The organism is Paenibacillus daejeonensis DSM 15491, from assembly GCF_000378385.1.
GTDB classification, from domain to species: domain Bacteria; phylum Bacillota; class Bacilli; order Paenibacillales; family Paenibacillaceae; genus Paenibacillus_D; species Paenibacillus_D daejeonensis.
Genome location: NZ_KB899660.1, coordinates 492441 through 509031, shown reverse-complemented (window position 1 = coordinate 509031; position 16591 = coordinate 492441). Strand labels below are relative to the sequence as shown.

Sequence of the window (16591 nt, the reverse complement as noted above, 5' to 3'; positions counted from 1 at the left end):
AGGAGGCGAGTCCATGATCACTCATGAGCCCATGAAATCGGCGCTGCCAGTTCTGGACCGTCTGTGCGAGTCATATGAAGCAGTATTCGTCGGCGGCTGCGTCCGCGATGCGTTGCTTGGGGATGAGGTAACCGATGTCGACATTGCGACATCTGCTTTGCCGGAGCAGGTAATGAAGCTGTTTACGCGCACATTGCCGACCGGACTGCAGCATGGCACGGTCACAGTCATCACGGAACAGGGCCACTTTGAGGTAACGACGTATCGGAAGGAGTCGGCCTACGAGGGGTTCCGCAGACCGAGCAAGGTAGAGTATATTCCGAGCCTGACCGAGGATCTGCGCCGACGGGATTTTACGATCAATGCCATGGCAATGGACCGGGAGGGGCGAATGATTGACCCCTTCGGCGGCCAGCAGGATTTGGAGCAGCGCGTTATCCGCTGTGTAGGGGATCCAGATGCCAGACTACAGGAAGATGCACTTCGGATGCTGCGGGGCATTCGCTTTGCAGCGCGTCTGCATGCGCGAATGGAAACCGGAACTTGGGAGGCCGTGTTGCATCATCGGGCTTTGCTGCGCCATATCGCCATGGAGCGCGTTGGCGTAGAATTGGACAAAATGATCGGCGGACCTGATCCGGACCGGGCCTGCGCTTTGCTGTCAGAGAGTGAATTGCTGCATCATACGCGCGAACCGCTTGCACTCTCAGCCAAGCTCGACCATTCCAAGATTGAGGGACTCAGCAGATTACCTGATCGGGATGCCAGATGGGTTGCACTCAGTATTCTAGCCGGGATGAGCAGCAAGGAAGCGGGCGCGATGCTGCGCAGTTTGCGTTATGCGACCCGACGTGCGGACGGGATTAGCGCCGCTGTTGCTTTTCACCAACGGATGATAGCTTCTGTTGAGGAGGAGACGACAGAGACAACCGATCGGGAAAGATGGACCCGTGTGATTGTCGAGCATGGCCGGGAACCGGCTGCACGCTGGCTGGAAGTGTTGGCCAGCGGAATGCTTCCTCTGCCATCATTTACTGTGAAGGGGCCTCCACAACAGTTGCAGCAATGGCTGGACGAGTTGAGTCCCGCTACACTGCAGGAGCTGGCAGTGAGCGGTCATGAGATCCAGAAGCTGCTTGACCGCCGGCCCGGCCCCTGGATGAAGCCTCTGCTCCAGCAGTTGTTGTTGGAGGCAGCGCTGGGACGGGTTGATAATACCAGGGAGGCTCTCGAACAGCGGGCGATTTCCCTGAATGCAAAGGAGCAAGCATGAGCGATAAATTAGTGCAGCTGTTGTCCCGGCAGGCTGGTGAATATGTATCCGGTGAGGCCATCAGCCGTGAGCTCGAAGTTAGCCGAACCGCTGTCTGGAAGCAGATTAAGAAGCTTGAAAGCAAAGGATATGTGTTTGAGGCCGCTCCGCGGCTCGGGTATCGGCTAATCTCTGCACCGGACAAGCTGGACTATGATACACTGCATACCCAGTTGGCAGGAGGAAGATACGGCAAATCCGTCTATTGGTACGAAACGATTGATTCCACACAAAACCGTGCTCGCGAACTTGCCGAGCAGGGGGCAGAGGACGGGACGCTGGTCATATCGGATCAGCAGGTGCAGGGCAGAGGGAGGTTGGGACGCAGCTTTGTCTCACCGCCAGGCAAGGGAATCTGGATGAGTCTCATCCTGCGTCCAGAAATTCCGCTCCCCTATACCCCACAATTAACCCTGTTGACCGCGGTAGCTCTGTGCCGCGCGCTCCGGAGGGTGACAGAGCTGGAGATTGGCATCAAATGGCCCAATGATCTGTTGGTGGAGGGCCGCAAGCTGAGCGGTATTCTACTGGAGTCGACGGCTGAAGAGGATCGGTTACGATATGTCATCGCTGGAATTGGGATTAGCGTCAATCTGGAAGCGGATGACTTTCCCGAAGCCATTCGGGAGAGGACGGTATCCCTGCGGATGGCCGGGAATCGCGTCTGGAGCCGATCGGAGATTGTCCATACATTTCTCCAGGAGCTCGAAGCCCTCATGGGACTGTACGAAGTTCAAGGCTTTGAGCCCATTCGCTTGCTCTGGGAGGCGCTCAGCGTATCGCTAGGGCAACCTGCTTTGCTGCTAACGCCCCAAGGGGAGCGGCGGGGCACGCCAGTCGGACTCAGCCCTCAGGGAGCATTACTGCTTCAAGAAGCAGACGGCAGTATTCAACCGATTTATTCGGCAGAGATGGCATAATCGGACAGGCACGGCGGCCGTTCATAGACGGCTGCCTTTTTGGTGTGGTATACTACAGGTGCATGCACCAGATGTTCGGGACGGCATTCGCCAAGCGGAGTTGTACCCGGCGGCATCGGTGCGATGTATCATTGTAGCAAGTCACGCACTCTGCTCTGAGCCGTAGGGACCGAGACAGAAGGAAGCAAGTTTAGATGTTCCTTTTTGGTTTGGGGACCTTTTTAGTCACGGCTAAAAGGTTTTTTTGTTGTGTGCATCCTAACCAGGGAGGTTGTTGAAGATGGCATCACTTACTGTGACAAAGATGAAGCAAATGAAGAAGCAAGGTCAGCCGATCTCGTTTATAACCGCCTATGATTACCCATCAGCCAGATTGGCGGAGCAAGCAGGGATCGATGCTATATTAGTAGGCGATTCGCTGGGGAATGTAGTACTCGGCTATCATACAACGGTACCGGTAACCATCGATGATATGGTATACCATACGCGGGCGGTGGCGCGCGGAGCGACGTCCACCTTTATTTTGGCGGATATGCCTTTTATGTCTTATCACACTGGTATGGAAACCACGCTGCGCAACGCGGCGCGGCTGATGCAGGAAGGTCTGGCCCATGCAGTCAAGCTGGAGGGCGGCGAAGAAATTGCCGAGGAAGTAAGAGGGTGTGTCCGTGGCGGGATTCCGGTGGTTGGCCATCTAGGACTGACGCCGCAATCCGTGCATCAGCTTGGTGGCTATCGCGTGCAGGGCAAGCAAGAGCAAGATGCCAAGCGTTTGCTGGCGGATGCCATCGCGCTGGAACAAGCTGGCGCAAGTGCAATTGTTCTGGAGATGGTAGTATCTTCTGTCGCAGAGGAGATTACCTCAGCGGTCTCTATTCCAACGATTGGTATTGGTGCAGGAAAGGGCTGTGATGGGCAGGTGCTGGTCTATCACGACATTCTACAGTACGATGCTGATTACAAGAAGAAAAAATTTGTTCAGACGTATGCCGATATCGGTACTACGATCAGGGAAGCGATTGGCCGCTATGCCTCGGATGTCAAATCCGGGAGCTTCCCAACAGAAGAACACAGTTTTGCTGGAGATTCGCCAGCGCCTGCCGCAGTCTATGGCAGCGGGAAGGAGCAGGACAAGGGATGAGAGTTGTCACTAAGATTTCAGAGCTTAGGGATGAGATCCAGACCTTCCGCTCTACTCATTCCGATGCCAAGGTAGGTCTCGTGCCGACGATGGGGTTTCTTCATGAAGGACACGCCAGTCTAATTCGTCGCTCGGTCACAGAATGCGGCCTGACGGTTGTCAGCATTTTCGTCAATCCGTTGCAGTTCGGTCCCGGTGAGGATTTTGAGCGCTACCCGCGGGATGCGGAGCGGGATACGGCTTTGGCTGAAGCGGCAGGAGCGAATCTTGTGTTTATGCCAGCAGTAGCAGAAATGTATCCCAGGCCGTTGGCCACCCGGGTGCTGGTGTCTGGCGTAACCGATCGGCTGTGCGGCGCATCCCGGCCCGGCCACTTTGATGGCGTGGGTACGGTGGTGAGCAAGCTGTTCCATATTGCAATGCCGGATCGGGCTTACTTTGGCATGAAGGATGCTCAGCAAGTTGCAGTCATTACGACCATGGTTCAGGATCTCGACATGCCGGTTGAAATTGTCCCTTGTGAGACCGTTCGTGAGCCGGACGGCTTGGCTCTGAGTTCGCGGAACGTTTACCTCAATGAGGAGGAGCGCGTTCAGGCACTGGCGCTATCCCGGACGCTATCCCGGGTCAAGGGGTGGCTGGATGACGGTCTGAGCGCACAAGAGACCGCTGAGCGGATGAGACAGCAGATCAACGATGTCCCGCTGGCAGAGCTCGATTATGCTGAAATTTTAACCTTTCCCGAACTGACGGTACCCGAAGGGCAATTAACAAGCGGTACGCGTTGGATTGCAGCTTTGGCGGTACGTTTTGGCCGGACCCGGTTAATTGATAACCGGATATTCTCAGGAGACGAGGTGTCTGCACATGTTTAGGACAATGATGAAATCCAAGCTCCACCGGGCAACGGTAACGGAAGCTAACCTTAACTATGTGGGCAGTATTACAATAGATGAAGATTTGATGGAGTTTACCGATATTTGGGCCAATGAAAAGGTTCAAATCGTCAATAATAATAACGGTGCCCGCTTCGAAACGTATGTCATTCCCGGCCCTCGCGGCTCAGGCGTGATCTGTCTGAACGGCGCTGCGGCCCGGCTCGTACAGCCTGGCGATCAGGTCATCATTATCTCCTACGCGATGATGAGCGATGAACAGGCACGGACTCACAAGCCCAAAGTGGCCATCATGGACGCTGCCAACCGTGTAGTTGAAACCATGAACGAAGAAGTTCATGCAACGATTGTCTGATCCATGCAGTGGATCACTGTCAGCCCTATGTAACGACTGGCATAGGGAATGAAACAGCCCCCCTTGACAAAGAATGATCATACAACCGCGAGCGGGCGGCGGGCGTTCATTCTTATCGTAAAGGCGGGGGCGGGTTATGATTACTCATTTGTTTGCCACGATGCACGAGAAGCTGGACGATCTAATGGAGCGCTGCCCTGACGGCGTCCTGACGGATGAAGATCAAGCTCAGCTGGCAACGCTTATGACGCTCAGTGACCAGGTTATGGATCATTGGGTACAATTCGAGGAAAAGCTGAGCTTGTTCCGCCAGGGGATGGAAGGTGAGCCAGCGGAACAAGAAGAGGCGGAAGAGCTTACGACCGGCTTTGATGAAGGGCAATCCTGGCTGAGCCGTGGACAAGGTTACTTCAAGCTGTTCATGTTCCGCCAGGCGGCGGATGCGCTGGAGCGGGCTGTCGGCTCGATGCCGGAGTGTAATCTCTCCCGGATGTTTCTGGCGATGACGTATATGCACCTGCAGCAATGGCTGGAGGCTCAGCGACTGTTCCAGATGGTCGTGGCATTGACCGATCACCCCAAATGGAAGGCGCTCAGCTTCAATGCGCTGGGCTGCATTCAAGCGGTTCGATTGAACCTGGACGAGGCAGAAGCTTATTTTATGCGAGCGCATCAGGCTGACCCCACGTTCTCGGACCCGCTGAACAATTTGAACAGCTGCAGAAAAAGAGCAGGCCATTTATCCTTATATTTTGGAAGTGGAGAGCTCAGCTGTTTGTGAGAGGATCGAACCGGATGAACTATGCCGTACTTGATTTTGAAACGACCGGTCACGGAAGCGATGACCAGATTATCCAAGTGGGACTGGTGGTCTTGAACGAAGAGCTGGAGGCTGTTGACAGCTACAGCTCTTTCGTCAAGCCTACCATTCCCATTCCTGCGTTTATCACATCATTGACCGGGATTCATGAAGAAATGGTCGCTTCAGCACCGCCAATTGAGGAAGTGCTGCTAGCGCTGATTCCCAAGCTTGAAGACGCTGTGCTGGTTGCCCACAATGTAGGCTTTGACGCAGGGTTTCTGAATGAGTGGCTGGATCGCTGCGGTTACATGCCGTTTGCAGGTCGACGTCTGGATACGATCTTGCTGTTGCGTGTGCTGTATCCCTCTCTGACCACGTACCAGCTGGGTGCAGTGACAGAGCTCTTCGGCATTCCTCATGAGCGCCAGCATCAGGCCGACAGCGATGCCCAAGCGACCGCGGATTTATTTGCTGCAACGGTGCACAAGCTTCGTGAGCTGCCGTTATTGACACTGCAAAGGCTCTCAGGCCTGCTGACTGATCATCAAGACCTGCATTGGCTTGTGCTCGATGCACTGGAGCGCAAAGAAAGCGGTACCTCAATTGATGAAGATGTGTTCTCTTATTTCCGCCAGTTCACACTCAAAGTAGCGGACTGGACGGAGGAAGAGCCACCTCGCACCGAGTTGGAGCAGCAGGCGCTCCTTGAAGGACTGACTTTCGAAGACTTTTTGGAACAGCTCAAAGAAACGTTTCGTTCACAAGTGTCCGGCTATGAAGAGCGAGATGCTCAAAACCAAATGTTCCAGGAAGTTTATGATTCCCTATCCCAAGGCAGACATCTGTTGATCGAAGCCGGTACAGGGACAGGTAAATCTCTGGGTTATCTCATTCCATCCTTGTTCTATGGTGTCCAGCAAGAGCAAAAGATACTCGTAAGTACCCATACAATCAATCTCCAGGAGCAGCTGAGAGAGCGGGATATCCCCCTCTTGCAGCGTGCGCTTCCATTCCCATTTAAAGCGGCGGTGTTCAAGGGACGGAGCAACTATCTGTGCTTGCGTAAATTTGAGGGCAAAGTCAACACGTCAGATTTTGTTAGTCTCATGGATGACGCATTGACTGCTGCACAGATGGTAGTATGGCTCGGGGAAACCGATCGAGGAGACCAGGAAGAGCTTCATCTAGGCAATAAAGGCGGCGAATTCTGGGATACAGTGGCTAGCGATACGGATTCCTGTCTTAATCGGGCCTGTCCGTGGTTCAAACGATGCTTCTATCACAGGGCCAAGCAGGAAGCCAATCTTGCAGATGTGGTAATTACGAATCACTCCATGCTCTTTACAGATATCCGGGCTGAGCATCGTCTGCTTCCTGCCTACGAACATTTAATCGTCGATGAAGCCCATCATCTCGAGGAGGTAGCCGGCAAGCATCTCGGCATTCAGCTCTCTTATTTCACGCTGCATCATCCTCTGCTGCGAATGCACAAGGATGCCCGCACCGGGCTAATCCATCAGCTTCGCGGCAAGCTGGAGTTTGAAGGGGAAGAGCATAGTGAAGCTTGGCGTGAGACCGTCGACGACTTGATACCTGTCTTCACTGAGGTTCGGGAGTCTTGGGAGCGGCTGGTGGAGCTCCTCTATGCCACCACAAGCGGCGGGGCTGAGGCGCCGGCGTCATCGGCTGAATCTGTAGCCACGGTGTCCAGACTGCGACCTCAGACGCCTCCTGAGGGGTGGGAAACGGCACAGGAGGCTGAAGGCCATTTATTCGGTCATCTGAATCGGCTGGTGAAGGGTTTGGACAAACTGTTGACGGATATTAAGGATCGCAGCGACGACAGCGGACTGCAAGCTTTAGTGATTGATATGAATGGCAGTGTCAAAGACTTAGGCCGTGCTCGCGACGATCTGCATCATTTCATGAAGCTTGAGCACCAGACGGAAGTGTATTGGATTGAGGCTAACCCCAATTTCAGGGCGAAGTCCGTGCATCTCTATGCGGTCCCCGCCGATGTGAGCCGTCAGCTGCAATCCTACTTCTTCGAAACCAAGGAAAGCATCGTGCTGACGTCTGCTACATTGTCTGTGCAAAAATCGTTCCAATACGCGAGCGAGCAGCTCGGGCTTGAAGGGCAGGAGGAGAGTGGCAGACTCAAGACGGTTCAATTGCCTTCTCCCTTTAATTATCGTGAACAAGCGCTGGTCATTATCCCTCGCAATTTTCCCAGTGTCAAGGGAACCGTCGGTGATCCAATGTTCATCGGGAAGCTGGTTGAGTCGCTGGCAGAGGCGGCTGTCGAGACACAGGGACGCATGCTGGTTCTATTCACATCCTATCGGATGCTGCGACAGGTGTATGAGCCACTCAAGGCCGCGCTGGCCGGGTCGGGCATTCAGGTGCTTGGGCAGGGGATTGATAGCGGCAACCGGACCAAGCTGACCCGCCGCTTCCAGCAACAATCGACGTCCGTGCTGCTCGGTACGAGCAGCTTCTGGGAAGGCGTTGACCTGCCGGGTGAAGCGCTGGTCTGTCTTGCCATTGTGAGGCTGCCTTTCCAGCCGCCGAACCATCCGCTTGTCGAGGCCAAATCTGAACTGATTCAGCAGCAAAAGCAAAATCCGTTCATGAAGCTGTCCATTCCACAAGCGGTGATTCGCTTCAAACAGGGATTTGGCCGGTTGGTTCGCAGTGCACAAGACCGTGGCATTGTGCTCATTTATGACACAAGAGTCATTGAAACGTATTATGGCAAGCATTTTCTGTACTCGTTGCCCGGTCCCAAGATCGAGCATATGCATCTGGACCAGATCGTGCCGCGAATGCGGGAATGGCTGCAAGCCGATCAAAAGGAGGCGAAGGATGAAGCCCATCAAAATATCTGAAGCTGTTGTACGGAGGCTGCCAATCTACCTGCAATATTTGAATGAGTTGTCCAGACGAGAAGTGCAAACCGTGTCTTCACAGGATCTGGGCCAAAAGCTTGACCTGAATCCCGCGCAAATTCGTAAAGACCTCGCTTATTTCGGTGAATTCGGCCGTAAGGGAATCGGATATGACGTAGCTTACCTGATTGAGAAAATCAGAGGTATTCTCAAGCTTGACCAGACCTTGAATGTTGCATTGGTCGGGGCAGGTAATCTGGGTCACGCCTTGTGCAACTACAACACGTACATCAAAGACAATATGCGCATCGTGGCGGTATTTGACGCACAGGAATCCAAGGTGGGCACAGCCATTAATAGCATGCTGGTACAGCCGATGCAAGAGCTCAACAAAACCGTACGGGACCTAGATATTCGCATCGGTATTATTACTGTCCCTGCTATGGAAGCGCAAAATGTCGCCAACCAGTTCATTGATGCAGGGATTGAAGGGATTCTTAATTTTGCTCCTGTCATCTTGCGCGTGCCTGAGCCTATCCGTATTCACCATGCGGATTTCACGACGGAGCTGCTAAGTCTGGCGTATTATTTGGAGAATCGGGAAGAGGGAGAGAAGGAAGATGAGCCAGCTTTGGATTGACCGTGGGCAATTTGTAACAATGGACGGTCCTCAAGAGGTGTTTGAAGGACATATGCTGATCGAGCAGGACCGTATTATTTATATCGGAGAACAGCCGCCTGAACACGTAGCGCCCGATGCCCAGCGTATATCTGGGAAGGGATTGTTGTTCATGCCGGGGCTGATTAACACACATGGTCATGCCGCTATGTCGCTGCTGCGCGGCTATTCGGATGATCAAGTGCTGCAGGTGTGGCTGGAACAGAAAATGTGGCCGATGGAAGGTCGTTATGAGCAAGAGGACACGAAGGTAGGCACTGAGCTTGCGATCCTCGAAATGCTGAAAAGCGGCACAACAACCTTCGTCGATATGTATGACCGGATGGATACTGTGGCAGAAGCCGTCGAGCGTTCCGGTATGCGGGCATGGCTTGCTCGTGGTGTCATTGGACTCTGTTCTGAGCAAGAGCAGCTGGAGAAGTTGGAGGAAGCCAAACGATTCGCTGAACAATGGAACGGACGGGGAGAAGGCCGTATTCATACGATGCTGTCGCCCCATGCACCGTATACCTGCCCGCCTGCCTTCATTGAACAATTCGTCAAAGCTGCTCATGATCTGAATGTCATGCTGCATACGCATATGTCGGAGACCGCAGCTGAGGTCGAACAGAATGTTCGTGACTATGGCTGCCGCCCGCCAGAGCATCTAGACAAGCTGGGCTTTTTCTCAATGCCGTCCTTTGTCGCACATGCAGTACATTTAAACGATGAAGAAATCGCTTTGCTGGCAGAACGGGGTGTAGCTGTATCTCATAATCCTGCAAGCAACCTGAAACTGGCGAGCGGTGTCGCCCGAGTGCCGGAGCTGCTCCAAGCCGGCGTTCATGTATCGCTTGGAACCGACAGCGCCGCCAGCAACAACAATTTGGATTTGTTTGATGAGATTCGTCTCGCTGCTCTTATTCACAAGGGAGTCTCGGGTGATCCGACCGCCGTTCCGGCAATTGCTGCCTTGGAGCTCGCTACTCTTGGAGGAGCGGCCACGTTAGGGCAGAGCCAGTCCTTGGGAAGGCTTCAGGCAGGGATGAAGGCAGATTTCATCGCCATCGATATTGATCAACCGCATTTTTATCCAAGAACCAGTCTCGTCTCTCATCTGGTATACGCCGCATCGGGCCGCGACGTACGGCATGTATGGGTAGATGGCAAGCAGATTGTGAAAGACCAGATCTGTCTGCAACTGGATGAGGAGCGGATTCTGGCTGAGGCGCAGCAGCGGTTCGACGCGCTGCTGGCAAAATAGCGAATGCGTCTTCGGAGCCGCAGGCCCGCGCTCATGACGCCGATGCGGTGGGTTGTGCTAATTACAGCGCTGCTGCTGCTCTGCTTTTTGTTCTTCAATATGTGGTACCGCTCCATCCATGCGACGGTTTGGGCAGAGGAGCGGGAGATTACGCAAGCGGCCGCAGAAGCCGCACAGCTCGTCGAAATTGATCATGTCGACAAACATGTATGGAATGCGACGACCTGGGTTGTTCAAGGACGGGATAGCGAGGATAATCCCTTGCTGGTGTGGATGACAGATGATGCAGTTGAAGTGACGAATGCAGCGGATGGGGTGACCCAGGAGACACTGCGTGCGCAGCTTGCTGCGGACAATCCGGATATGGACATCATCCGGATCATGCCTGGAAGACTTGACGGTCAGAAGGCGTGGGAGGTCTATTATCGAATTGACGGTTCACCGACCCGATACTTTTACCGTTTTTACCGTTTCGACAACGGTCAACTCATCACAACCTACAATTTGCCTAATCGGTTTGCCGGAAGTATCCATGAGGATTCCGAATGATGCACGCCAAGATGGAGCCTCACCCTTGAATGGTACTATTTACAGCCTCCTTCGTATAGATGGCTATGATATACTTTGATAGAGATGTTTTGTCTATCATTAAGACTATCATAGCTGACGAAGGAGGCTTTTCTTCATGAGACTGCGACTGTTTCCCATAGCATTAACTGCCATCCTCGCTGCGGCTTTGCTGCTGGGCGGCTGGTCTCTTTACAACAGCATGGCGGTGAAGCAGCCGTTAAACGGCGTGTTGAAGGAAATTCCCGGCGTTCGCTCGGCAGATTCAACCGTTGACCGCAGCCATGTCCAGATTACTCTGGAGCTTGAAAAAGGCGCGGGACTCCGGGAAGTCTATCAAACCATACGGAGCAACGGCTCTACTTATATCGGCAATAGAACGCTCCAGCTCGAGGTGGCGCAGACATCGGATGAGCAGCTGGAAGAGCTGTGGTCGCATGTGCTGTTCGGCATTGCGCAGGCCATGGAAACACGCCATTATGGCGACATTCCGCAGGCGCTTCAGCAGTTGGAGATGACTCACGAGGGTCTGACCGCGACGACAGAGATGGATGCCGACAATGTATATATTACGCTGGAAACCAAGCAAGCGGCCAAATATATCATTCTACCACGAGTGCCGACGGAGCTGGGGGTGTGGGGCCATGTCTAAGTATTGGAAGGAACTACTGATTGGCGGAGGGATAGCCACGTTGGGCTTTCTGGCTTACATCGGCTATAACATTGTTCCTGTGTTGATTGCCATTGCCATTGGAACGCTGCTGTTCTTTGCCATTAAGAGCCGCGGCAACCTGGCAACGGCAGGTGGCGATCGCCATGCCCGAGGACGTGTCCCGCTGGAGCTTTCCTTTGATGAAATCGGGGGTCAGGAGCGGGCCAAGCAGGAGCTGATCGAGGCACTGGACTTTCTAGTGAAGCAGGATGAGATTGCACGCTTTGGCATCCGGCCGTTGAAGGGGATTCTGCTGACAGGTCCACCTGGAACTGGCAAGACCCTGCTTGCCAAGGCTGCTGCGCGTTATACGGATTCCGTTTATGTGGCGGCATCGGGCAGTGAGTTTGTTGAGATGTATGTCGGAGTTGGCGCCGGCCGGATTCGGGATATGTTCAAGAATGCCAGGCAAAAGGCGGCGAAGGCCGGCAAGAGCAGTGCGGTTGTTTTCATCGACGAAATTGATGTGATTGGTGGCAAGCGGGACGGCGGCCAGCATCGGGAGTATGATCAGACGCTTAATCAGCTACTTACCGAAATGGACGGCATTCACACGTCGGAGTCGCCGCGTATTCTCATCATGGCTGCAACCAACCGCAAGGAAATGCTGGACCCGGCGCTGATCCGGCCAGGACGCTTTGACCGTCATATTGGCGTTGAGCTGCCGGACAAGAAAGGCAGAGAGCACATCCTGGGTATTCATGCACGCAATAAGCCTCTGCATGCTTCGGTTGAATTAAGCCGTGTGGCGGAAGAATCCTTCGGCTTCTCCGGCGCTCAGCTGGAGAGCGTGATGAACGAAGCTGCCATCTACGCCATGCGCGAGCAGCAGCAGGAGATCAGTCACGCGCATCTGTCGTCCGCCATTGACAAGGTGATGATGGGGGAGAAGACAGATCGCGAAGCGACCCGTGAAGAACGCGAGCGGGTAGCCATTCATGAGCTGGGACACGCGATATCCGCGGAGCTTGTTCGCCCCGGCAGCGTTTCGACCGTGGCCTTGTCGCCTAGAGGACAGGCGCTCGGTTATGTCCGTCATCATCCCCAGCAGGACCAGTATCTTTACACACGCGAGTTTCTGGAGGGGCAGATCATCATCGCGCTCAGCGGAGCGGCAGCTGAGGAGATGTTCTACGGGAGCCGTAGTACGGGGTCCCGCGGCGATTTTGACCAAGCCATGAATATTGTCCGCACGATGGTCGAGTCAGGCTTGACCGAGCTTGGCATTATCGACAGCTCGATGATGACGCCAGACAGCTGGGCCAAGATCAGCTCTTCTATGCTGGAGAGGCTGATGGAACGGACCAAGGACGTGCTGAACGGCCACCGTCAGCTGTTCCTCAGCTCGCTGGATATTCTGCTCACCGAGGAGACGCTCAGCGGTGAGCGGTTCCGTGAGTTGATGCGGGAGGATTTGCAGAGCGCATAATTACTATCAAAGTGCTGTTCCCATTTGATCGGGAGCAGTGCTTTTTGCGTGACACGATTTAAATCACGGCTGCTTATCCAGACTTGTTACTATAGCGTCACAAATCGTACCGAAATTATGCAAACAGCTGTTCCTTTTGCTTGCGCCGGGCATCGGTGGATGTGTAGAATAGGAGATAGCGGCAAGGAGCCGCCGGAATAAAAAACCATACTGCAACTATAGAGAAATGGGTGGAGAGCATGAAAGTAAGGAAGGTAGGCGTAGTCGGCATGGGCACGATGGGCCAAGGCATCGCAGAGATGCTGGCGTTCAAAGGGCTTGAAGTGCTGGCCATTGAGAAGTCAGATGAAAAAATAACGCAAGCCATACGCATGATTGAGCATAGCCTAGATAAGCAAATAGAGAAATGGGCACTGACGCAGACAGAGAAAAAACTGGTCATGAACCGGATTCATCCCATAAACAACTATGCTGAGCTGGCAGAGTGCGAGCTCGTCATTGAGACAGTATCCGAGGATCTGGACACCAAGCTGCAGATTATTGCCGAGATCGACAAGAACTGCCCGCCGGAGGTTATCCTGGCCAGTAATACGTCCACGCTCAGTTTGACGGAGCTAGCCAGTGCTTCCAGTCATCCCGAGCGGGTGATCGGCATGCACTTTATCCATCCGGTCTTCAAAATTGATCTTGTGGAGATCGTTCGCGGCTTGAAAACGTCGGAGGATACATTCCAGCGTACGAAGCACTTCATTGAAGAAACCATCGACAAGAAGGGCATCATGGTGTTCGAGTCTCCTGGATTCGTAACGACGCGCCTGATCTGTCTTCATATTAATGAGGCGTTGCATGTACTTGAGGAAGGCGTGGCCACGGCAGAGGATATCGACAGTGCCATGCGGATCGGCTACTCGTTCCAGCATGGTCCGTTTGAGATGGCTGACCGGTTCGGTCTGGACTCGGTATTGGCGGCTCTGGAAATCATGTTCCGCGACTACGGCGAGCTGAAGTACCGGCCTTCCATCGTCCTTAAGAAGATGGTGCGTGCCGGACAGCTTGGCGTGAAGACAGGCGTCGGCTTTTTCAACTACAACGAGGATGGAGAGCGGATATGAAAGTACTCGTGATTAATGCGGGGAGCTCCTCGCTCAAATATCAGCTGTATAACATGCAGAATGAAACCGTCCTTGCCAGCGGCAGCGTCGAGCGGATCGGCATGGATTCGTCCATCGTAACGCAGGAAGTGCCAGGTCGGGATGAGACACGCGATGTCAGCGAAATTCTCGATCATGTGACAGCGATCAAACGGGTAGTTGACATGTTGACCCATGCAGAGCACGGCGTTCTGGAGCGGATCGAAGAGATCGAAGCGGTCGGTCATCGGGTCGTCCACGGCGGTGAGGTGTTCAAGCAATCGGTACTCGTCACTGACGAGGTAAAGCTGGAGATTCGTCGCCTGTTCGATCTGGCACCGCTGCATAACCCAGCTCACATGATGGGCATTACCGCTGTTGAGTCCAATCTTCCGGGCGTTCCGCAGGTCGTTGTCTTCGATACGGCGTTTCACCAGAGCATGCCGAAGGAATCCTATCTGTACCCGATTCCTACAGTGCTGTACCGCCGTCATAAGATTCGCCGTTACGGCTTCCACGGCACGTCCCATCACTATGTAAGTGATCAGGCGGCTGCTTTTCTTGAACAGCCACTTGAATCGCTCAAGATGGTTACCTGCCACATCGGCAACGGCGCTAGCTGCACGGCAATCAAGGATGGCAAATCCTTTGACACCAGTATGGGGCTGACGCCGCTGGAGGGCCTGATGATGGGTACGCGCAGCGGTGACTTGGATCCTGCGATCGTACCGTTTACGATGAACAAGGAGGAACTGCTGCTCAGCGAGGTGAACTCCATGCTGAACAAGCACTCCGGCCTGATGGCCGTCTCCGGCATTAGCAGCGACATGCGCGAGATCGTGGAAGCGATGGAGGACGGCGACAAGAATGCGAAGCTGGCTTTTGACATGTATACGTACCGGCTGCGTAAGTATATTGGTGCCTATGCAGCTGCCATGAATGGGCTGGATGTACTCGTCTTCACAGCAGGCGTCGGCGAGAATTCTACCCATGTCCGTGCCGCGGCTTGTGAAGGCTTGACCTTCCTCGGTCTGGAGCTGGATCATGAGCGCAATGCGGTCCGCTCGCGCCAGACGCGCCGGATTTCAACAGATAACTCGCGGATCACCGTGCTGGTGGTACCTACCAATGAAGAGCTCCTGATTGCACGCGATACATTCTCAATCGTTCAGGATAAATAAGAATAGATGTGATAAAGGGGAGTCGGTAGCATGGAAGAGTTGACGGTCATTGCGGCGGTGGCGAATGCCGCCGGGCAGCAAGTGAGAATGGGCTGCTGGCTGCACGGCAAGCGCTCCAGCGGCAAGATCCAGTTCCTGCAGCTGCGGGACGGAACAGGCTATATTCAAGGCGTCCTGGTAAAAAGCGAGACGACGCCGGAGACATGGGAAGCCGCGCAGAAGCTGACGCAGGAGAGTTCACTGTATGTCACAGGCACCGTCAGGGAGGAGCCCCGCAGTCCGTCAGGCTACGAGTTGACTGTCACAGGGATTGAGATCATCCAGCTGACGGAAGACTACCCGATTACGCCCAAGGAGCATGGCGTCGACTTCCTGATGGATCGCCGGCATCTGTGGCTGCGCACGCCCAAGCAGCGTGCCGTCTTGATCGTACGGGCGGAAATCATTCGCAGCATCCAGCAGTTTTTTGACGAGCGCGGTTTCACACTCGTTGACCCGCCGCTGCTGACGCCCTCTTCCTGCGAGGGAACGACCAACCTTTTTCATACCAAATATTTTGATGAGGATGCCTATTTGACCCAGAGCGGCCAGCTCTATATGGAGGCTGCGGCAATGGCACTGGGCAAGGTATATTCATTCGGTCCTACGTTCCGGGCGGAGAAGTCCAAGACGAGACGGCATCTCATCGAGTTTTGGATGATTGAGCCGGAGATGGCGTTTGTTGACCATGAGCAGAGTTTGCGCGTCCAGGAGCAGTTTGTCTCCTATGTGGTGGACAACGTGCTGGCGCGGTGCCGTCCGGAGCTTGATACGCTCGGTCGTAACGTGGCGAAGCTGGAGGCCATCAAAGGCCCATTCCCGCGTATCACCTACGACGAAGCAATCGCTACGCTGCAGCGGGAAGGGCATGAAATTGCTTGGGGCGAGGACTTCGGGGCGCCGCACGAAACGGCGCTGGCGGCTGCATATGACCGCCCATTGTTCATTACGAACTATCCGACGGCGATTAAGGCATTCTACATGAAGCCTGATCCAACCCGGCCAGAGGTCGTGCTGTGCGCGGATATGATTGCTCCGGAAGGCTACGGCGAGATTATCGGAGGCTCCCAGCGGATCGACGATCCGGAGCTGCTAGCCGAGCGCTTCGAGGAGCATGAGTTGTCTGTGGAAGCCTATCAATGGTATTTGGATCTGCGCAAGTACGGAACGGTCCCGCATTCAGGATTTGGCTTGGGCCTGGAGCGCACGGTAGCCTGGATCTGCGGACTCGACCATGTGCGGGAGACGATTCCGTTTCCTAGGACACTGTACCGGTTATACCCTTAATATGCTGGAC

Annotated in this window: 15 protein-coding genes; all 15 read left to right on the top strand. The window is 54.3% G+C overall.

Features of this window, described 5'->3' with window-relative positions; translation table 11 throughout:
* Positions 1-13: 13 nt before the first annotated feature.
* The 15 genes from F556_RS0109185 (at position 14) to asnS (ending at position 16581) form a co-directional block, all read left to right on the top strand.
* Positions 14-1273 carry a CCA tRNA nucleotidyltransferase gene (locus F556_RS0109185; RefSeq protein WP_020616644.1) on the top strand — a complete coding sequence of 420 codons (1260 nt, stop codon included), beginning with the start codon at positions 14-16 and terminating at the stop codon, positions 1271-1273.
* A complete protein-coding gene (locus F556_RS0109180; RefSeq protein ID WP_020616643.1) occupies positions 1270-2232 on the top strand; it encodes a biotin--[acetyl-CoA-carboxylase] ligase in 963 nt (320 codons plus the stop codon). The genes F556_RS0109185 and F556_RS0109180 overlap by 4 nt, the downstream gene beginning before the upstream one ends.
* Before the next feature lie 280 nt (positions 2233-2512).
* Positions 2513-3373 carry a 3-methyl-2-oxobutanoate hydroxymethyltransferase gene (gene panB, locus F556_RS0109175; RefSeq protein ID WP_020616642.1) on the top strand — a complete coding sequence of 287 codons (861 nt, stop codon included), beginning with the start codon at positions 2513-2515 and terminating at the stop codon, positions 3371-3373.
* A complete protein-coding gene (gene panC, locus F556_RS0109170) occupies positions 3370-4248 on the top strand; it encodes a pantoate--beta-alanine ligase (protein ID WP_020616641.1) in 879 nt (292 codons plus the stop codon). Before panB ends, panC begins: the two co-directional genes overlap by 4 nt.
* Positions 4241-4624 carry an aspartate 1-decarboxylase gene (gene panD / locus F556_RS0109165; RefSeq protein ID WP_026297193.1) on the top strand — a complete coding sequence of 128 codons (384 nt, stop codon included), beginning with the start codon at positions 4241-4243 and terminating at the stop codon, positions 4622-4624. Before panC ends, panD begins: the two co-directional genes overlap by 8 nt.
* A 136-nt stretch (positions 4625-4760) precedes the next feature.
* Positions 4761-5405 carry a tetratricopeptide repeat protein gene (locus F556_RS33610; RefSeq protein ID WP_020616639.1) on the top strand — a complete coding sequence of 215 codons (645 nt, stop codon included), beginning with the start codon at positions 4761-4763 and terminating at the stop codon, positions 5403-5405.
* 14 nt (positions 5406-5419) lie between these two features.
* On the top strand, positions 5420-8314 hold the full coding sequence (gene dinG / locus F556_RS0109155) for an ATP-dependent DNA helicase DinG (RefSeq protein ID WP_020616638.1): 2895 nt from the start codon (positions 5420-5422) through the stop codon (positions 8312-8314).
* Positions 8292-8954, top strand: coding sequence for a redox-sensing transcriptional repressor Rex (locus F556_RS0109150; RefSeq protein ID WP_020616637.1), 663 nt, complete (start codon positions 8292-8294; stop codon positions 8952-8954). Before dinG ends, F556_RS0109150 begins: the two co-directional genes overlap by 23 nt.
* Complete coding sequence (locus tag F556_RS0109145; protein ID WP_020616636.1) at positions 8935-10236, top strand: amidohydrolase; 1302 nt, start codon at positions 8935-8937, stop codon at positions 10234-10236. The genes F556_RS0109150 and F556_RS0109145 overlap by 20 nt, the downstream gene beginning before the upstream one ends.
* Before the next feature lie 3 nt (positions 10237-10239).
* Positions 10240-10785 (top strand): cell wall elongation regulator TseB-like domain-containing protein, encoded by a 546-nt coding sequence (locus F556_RS0109140; protein WP_157272689.1) that lies wholly within the window; start codon positions 10240-10242, stop codon positions 10783-10785.
* A gap of 136 nt (positions 10786-10921) precedes the next feature.
* Positions 10922-11455 (top strand): hypothetical protein, encoded by a 534-nt coding sequence (locus F556_RS0109135; RefSeq protein WP_020616634.1) that lies wholly within the window; start codon positions 10922-10924, stop codon positions 11453-11455.
* The gene (locus F556_RS0109130) at positions 11448-12944 is read left to right on the top strand and encodes an AAA family ATPase (RefSeq protein WP_020616633.1); all 1497 of its coding nucleotides are present in this window, start codon (positions 11448-11450) and stop codon (positions 12942-12944) included. The genes F556_RS0109135 and F556_RS0109130 overlap by 8 nt, the downstream gene beginning before the upstream one ends.
* 239 nt (positions 12945-13183) lie before the next feature.
* Positions 13184-14056, top strand: coding sequence for a 3-hydroxyacyl-CoA dehydrogenase family protein (locus tag F556_RS0109125; RefSeq protein WP_026297192.1), 873 nt, complete (start codon positions 13184-13186; stop codon positions 14054-14056).
* Entirely contained in the window at positions 14053-15255 is a 1203-nt protein-coding gene (locus F556_RS0109120; RefSeq protein ID WP_020616631.1) for an acetate kinase, read from the top strand. The genes F556_RS0109125 and F556_RS0109120 overlap by 4 nt, the downstream gene beginning before the upstream one ends.
* A 30-nt stretch (positions 15256-15285) precedes the next feature.
* Positions 15286-16581 (top strand): asparagine--tRNA ligase, encoded by a 1296-nt coding sequence (gene asnS / locus F556_RS0109115; protein WP_020616630.1) that lies wholly within the window; start codon positions 15286-15288, stop codon positions 16579-16581.
* Positions 16582-16591: the final 10 nt, after the last annotated feature.